Here is a 4805-nt window from a genome sequence, read left to right on the forward strand (position 1 = left end):
CTCGCCAGGACCGGCCTGGCCGGATCGGCCGGCCTGATCGGATCGATCGGATCGACCGGATCAACCGGATCGGCCGACCTGACCGGCCCCGTCGGCCCCGCCGGCCCCGCCCGTCCCACCGGCCCCACCGTCCGCCCCCTCCCGCCGACCGCCGCGACGCTGCGCGCCCTCCAGCGCGCCCACACCGCCGCCGTCAGCTTCGAGAACGTCGACGTCCTCCTCGGCCGGGACATGCCGCTCGAGACGGACGCGCTCCAGCGCAAACTGGTCCGCGCGCGGCGCGGCGGCTACTGCTTCGAGCAGAACCTGCTCTTCGCCGCCGTCCTCGAACGCCTCGGCTTCCCCGTCGTCCGGCACCTCGCCCGCGTCCGCCGCGGCAGCACCCGCGTGCGCCGCCGCTCCCACGCGACCCTCGTCGCCGAGGCCGACGGCCGCCCCTGGCTCTGCGACGTCGGCTTCGGCGACGAAGGCCCCCTCGAACCCGTACCCCTCGTCCCCGGTGCCACGGTCACCACCGGCGACTGGACCTGGCGCCTGGACCTCGAACCGGCGGCGGGCCGTGGCGCGGCCGCCGTCCCGGAGCAGTGGGTCCTGCGCTCCCTGCACCCCGACGGCTGGTTCGACGTCTACTCCCTGCGCCTGGAGCACCACGTCCGCGACGACTTCGAGGCCGCCCACTACTGGACGTCCCACCATCCCCGCTCGCCCTTCACCGGCCGCCTCGTCGCCCAGCGCGGCGACGACCACGTCCGCCACACGCTCACCGACCGCACCCTCGCCGCCCGCTACGCCGACGGCCGCCTCCTGCGCACCGAACTCGCCCCCGACGAGGTCGGCCCCGTCCTGCACGGCACCTTCGGCATCGCCCTCACCGCCGAGGAGTCCGTCCTGCTGCAGCGGCACGCCGCCTCGTGGACGGCCTCGTGAAGGGCCTCCGTCTCGGGCTGATCCCGGAGCGCGCGGCCGCCGCGCACGGCTCCGTGCCGGTCACGCTCGACCACGACCTCGACGCGCTGCCCGGCACGGGCCGCCGGCTCACCTACACCGGCCTCGCCGGGCACGTGGACGACCTGGCGGCCCGGCTGTGGGCGGCCGGCGTGCGCCCCGGCGAGCACGTCGCCGTCCACAAAGCAGCGAACTTCGACATCTACCTGCTGGCCTGCGCCGCCGCCCGTATCGGAGCCGTCCCCGTCCTGCTCTCCCCGGAGCTCGACGGCGCCACGGCCGGCGCCCTGCTGCGCCGGCTGTGCAGCCCGCACCGTTCGCACCGCACGCAACGTCCACACCACCCACACCACCCACAGCACCCGCAACGCCCGCACTTGCTCACCGACGACGACAAGCTGCGCACGTGCCTGGCGCCGCTCGACCTGACGGGCATCGCCGCCACGGTCCTCACCACCGGCCCCGCCCGCCCCGGCTGCACCCCCCTCGCGGCCCTGGCCGGCGCGCCGCGCCGCGCTCCCGTGCTCCTGCCCGCGGACCGCCCCGCACTGATGACCCACACCTCCGGCACCACCGGCCTGCCCAAGCTGGTGGTGCACACGGCGGCCGGCCTGTACGGCCGGTACGCACCGCAGCGCGCGCTCGCCGCCCTGATCCGTACGCCCGAGACCTACGCGGCGCACCTCAGCCCCGTCCACTCGCGGATGTACCTGGCGCTCGCCGTCGCCCTGCCCAAGGGCATGCCGCTCGTCATCGTGGCCGACCCCGGCCCGGCGCACGTCGCGGACCTCTTCGCCCGCACCCGCCCCGGCTTCGTCGAGACCCACCCCAACTCCTTCATGGCCTGGGAGGAACTGGCGGACGACCCGCGCGAACCCCTCGCCACGGTCCGGTACTTCAGCTCCACCTTCGACGCCCTCCACCCGCCCACCATGCGCAGGCTGCTGCTCGCCTCGCGCCGCGCCTCCCCGCGGTTCTTCCAGTTCTACGGGCAGAGCGAGTGCGGCCCGCTCTCCGGCCGCTGGTACACCCCGCGCACCGTCCACCGGGCCGACGGACGCTGCCTGGGCCTGCCCCTGCCCGGCGTCCGCGTGCGCCTCGCCGCCCCCGGCGGGCACCGCCCCACGCGCGAACGCCCCGGCGCCATCGAAGTGCGCGCCCCGGGCCGGGCCACCGGTTACTTCGCCGAACCCGAACGCTTCGCGCGCCAGCTGCGCGACGGGTGGTGGCGCACCGGCGACGTCGGCTACCGCACCCGCTTCGGCTGCCTGCACCTGCTCGACCGCGAGGTCGACGTCCTCCCCGCCCTCGGCTCCACCCTCGAGGTCGAGGACCGGCTGATGGACCGGCTGCCCGAACTCGCCGAGGTCGTCCTCGTGCCCGGGCCCCGCAAGGAGCCCGTCCCCGTGGTCTGCACCCGGGGCGACGCGCCCCTCGACCCCGGCCGCTGGGCCTCCGCCGCCGCCGAATGGCCGCAGCTCGCCGGGCCCGTGCAGCTGCCGCTGTCCGCGCTGCCCCGCACCGCCACGATGAAGGTGCGCCGCCTGGAACTCGCCCGCAGGCTGGGCGGGGACGGCGCCGAGGCCGCGAATGGGGCTGGGCACGGGACCGGGGACGGGAGCGCGGGGCAGACGCCGTGACCCGTTCCGCGTACGGGGCCTCGTCCGGCAGCCCTGTGCTCGTCACCGGCGCCGGGCCCACCGGGCTCCTCGCCGCCTGCGAACTCCTGCGCCGCGGCGTGCCCGTGCGCCTCGTCGACTGCGCCCCGCACCCCGCGCACACGCCCAGGGCACTGTCCCTGTGGCCCCGCGCCCTCGGCATCCTCGACGACCTCGGCATCGGCGACGACGTGCGCGCCGCGTCCGTACGCATCGACGCCTACCGCTACTTCACCGGCGGCCGCCCCCTCGCCGCCTTCGCCTTCCCCGCTGGCTGCGCGGCCCGCAACCTTCCGCAGTACGAGACGGAACGGCTGCTCACCCGGCGGCTGCACGCGCTCGGCGGCACCGTCGAACGGGGCGTGCGGCTGGCGGACTTCTCCCAGGACGACGACACGGTGCGGGTACTCCTGCGCCACCCCTGCGGTCGTGACGAAACGTGGCGCACGCCGTACCTCCTGGGCGCCGACGGCGCCGGCAGCACCGTCCGCGACCGGCTCGGGACGCCCTTCGAGGGCACCACCTATCCGATGACCTTCGCCCTCCTCGACACTCGCGTCGAAGGACCCCTCCCGCCCGGCGAGATCCACTACTACCAGGCGCCGTCCGGCACCCTCGTGACCGTGCCCCTGCCCGGCGGCGTCTTCCGCATCCTGACCGCCCTGCCCGCCGGAGCGCCCGCCCCCGGCATCCCCGCCGTGCAAACCCTGCTCGACGCGCGCGGGCCGGGCGGCGTACGCATCACCGAGCCCGTTCACCAGGCCGTCTTCCGCGTCCATGCCCGCCGGGCCCGCAGCCTGCGGCACGGCCGCGTCCACCTCCTCGGCGACGCCGCGCACGTCCACAGCCCCGCGGGCGGCCAGGGCATGAACAACGGCCTCCAGGACGCGCACAACCTCGCCTGGAAACTCGCCGCGGTCCTCCACGGCGACTCCCCTGCCTCCCTCCTCGCCGACTACGGCCCCGAGCGCGCCGAAGCCACGCGGCGCATCGTGCGCGACACCGGCCTGCAGACGCGGGTGTGGATGGCCGACGGGCGGGTGCGGGTCGCCGTCCGCGACGCCGCGTTCCGGCTCCTGGAGCGGACGGGGGTGGTCACGCGCTTCTACGCGCCCGTCATGGCGGGGCACCGCCTCGCGTACCGGCCGCGGCGCGCCACGCAGGAGCCGGCCCGCCCGGCGGCCTGCCGCCTGCCGGGCGGCGTACGGGCCGGGGCCCTCTTCCCCCGCGGGCTCGCCCTCGCCCACGGCATCAGCGGCCCGGAAACGGACCCGTCGGAGTGGGCGCTGGCCCTGGTCCTCCACCCGGGGACGCCACCGCCGTGGGCGGCGAAGGCCGCCCAACTGGCCGCCACCCACCGCCGCATACGCCCGTACCGCCTCCCCCTGACCACCACAGCCCCCACAACCCACTGCCACCACCCGGGCTACTACCTGATCCGCCCGGACGGCCACATAGCCGCCCACGGCCACGCCCACGACACCCCGCACCTGCAAGTGGAACTGACCCACGCCACGACGGCCTCGCCCTGACCGGTACAGCCTGCGACGGGGCCGAAGGGCACCGTCCGACCGGCCGCGAGGTCGCTGCTCGACGGCATCGAGCCCACCTGCACGGGCTTGCTCGACACCGCCGCTCCACGCCGTGGCGGCCGACCACCACGGCGGCGGTCCTTCAGACGCGCGGGCCTCTTTGGCGGCCTGCCGGTGGCCGGGTTGAAGGGCGCCGTCCGCGCCCTTCTTTCGGCCGCGACGGTGATCGGCTACGACGGTGGTGTCCGGCGGTGCTGAGTGCGCCTGTGTCGTCGGTTCGGCATTGCCGGTCCGTGCCACGGTGGTTGTTCGCCGTGGTCCGACGGTGGTCGGGTTGAAGGGCGCCTCCGCGCCCTCCTTCCGCCGCGACGGCGATCGGCCACGACGGTCGTGTTCGGCGGTGCCCGACGCAGCTGAACCCGTTCGGCGCCGCATGTCCGCGCCGTGGCGGCGGGTTCAGGGGCTGGGGGCGCACCGTTTGCCCCACGGTGGCGTTGGCCGATCGTCGCCGCGGCCGTCAAGGGTGTACGGGCTTGCCCGAGCCCGTTCGGTAGCGGTGCGCCGTCGGCATCGGTTCGCGGCGGGCGTACACCGTCCATATGACCGCCGCGCACACTGCGTAGAGGCCGAGGAGGCCCCACAGGGCGGGGGCAGGCGAGCCGGCGTCGTA

The 4805-nt window shown here is 75.9% G+C and carries 3 protein-coding genes; all 3 read left to right on the forward strand.

The window, feature by feature from the left end:
• Positions 1-159 precede the first annotated feature (159 nt).
• Genes V7793_RS33385 through V7793_RS33395 form a run of 3 tightly spaced genes read left to right on the forward strand, consistent with a single transcriptional unit; the run spans position 160 to position 4135 of the window.
• Positions 160-927, forward strand: a complete 768-nt coding sequence (locus V7793_RS33385; protein ID WP_336013455.1) for an arylamine N-acetyltransferase family protein — start codon at positions 160-162, stop codon at positions 925-927.
• Positions 924-2585 carry a class I adenylate-forming enzyme family protein gene (locus V7793_RS33390; RefSeq protein ID WP_336013453.1) on the forward strand — a complete coding sequence of 554 codons (1662 nt, stop codon included), beginning with the start codon at positions 924-926 and terminating at the stop codon, positions 2583-2585. The genes V7793_RS33385 and V7793_RS33390 overlap by 4 nt, the downstream gene beginning before the upstream one ends.
• Positions 2582-4135 carry an FAD-dependent monooxygenase gene (locus tag V7793_RS33395; RefSeq protein ID WP_336013454.1) on the forward strand — a complete coding sequence of 518 codons (1554 nt, stop codon included), beginning with the start codon at positions 2582-2584 and terminating at the stop codon, positions 4133-4135. The genes V7793_RS33390 and V7793_RS33395 overlap by 4 nt, the downstream gene beginning before the upstream one ends.
• Positions 4136-4805 lie beyond the last annotated feature (670 nt).

This window comes from Streptomyces sp. KLMMK (assembly GCF_036961605.1).
In the GTDB taxonomy this organism is placed as follows: domain Bacteria; phylum Actinomycetota; class Actinomycetes; order Streptomycetales; family Streptomycetaceae; genus Streptomyces; species Streptomyces telluris.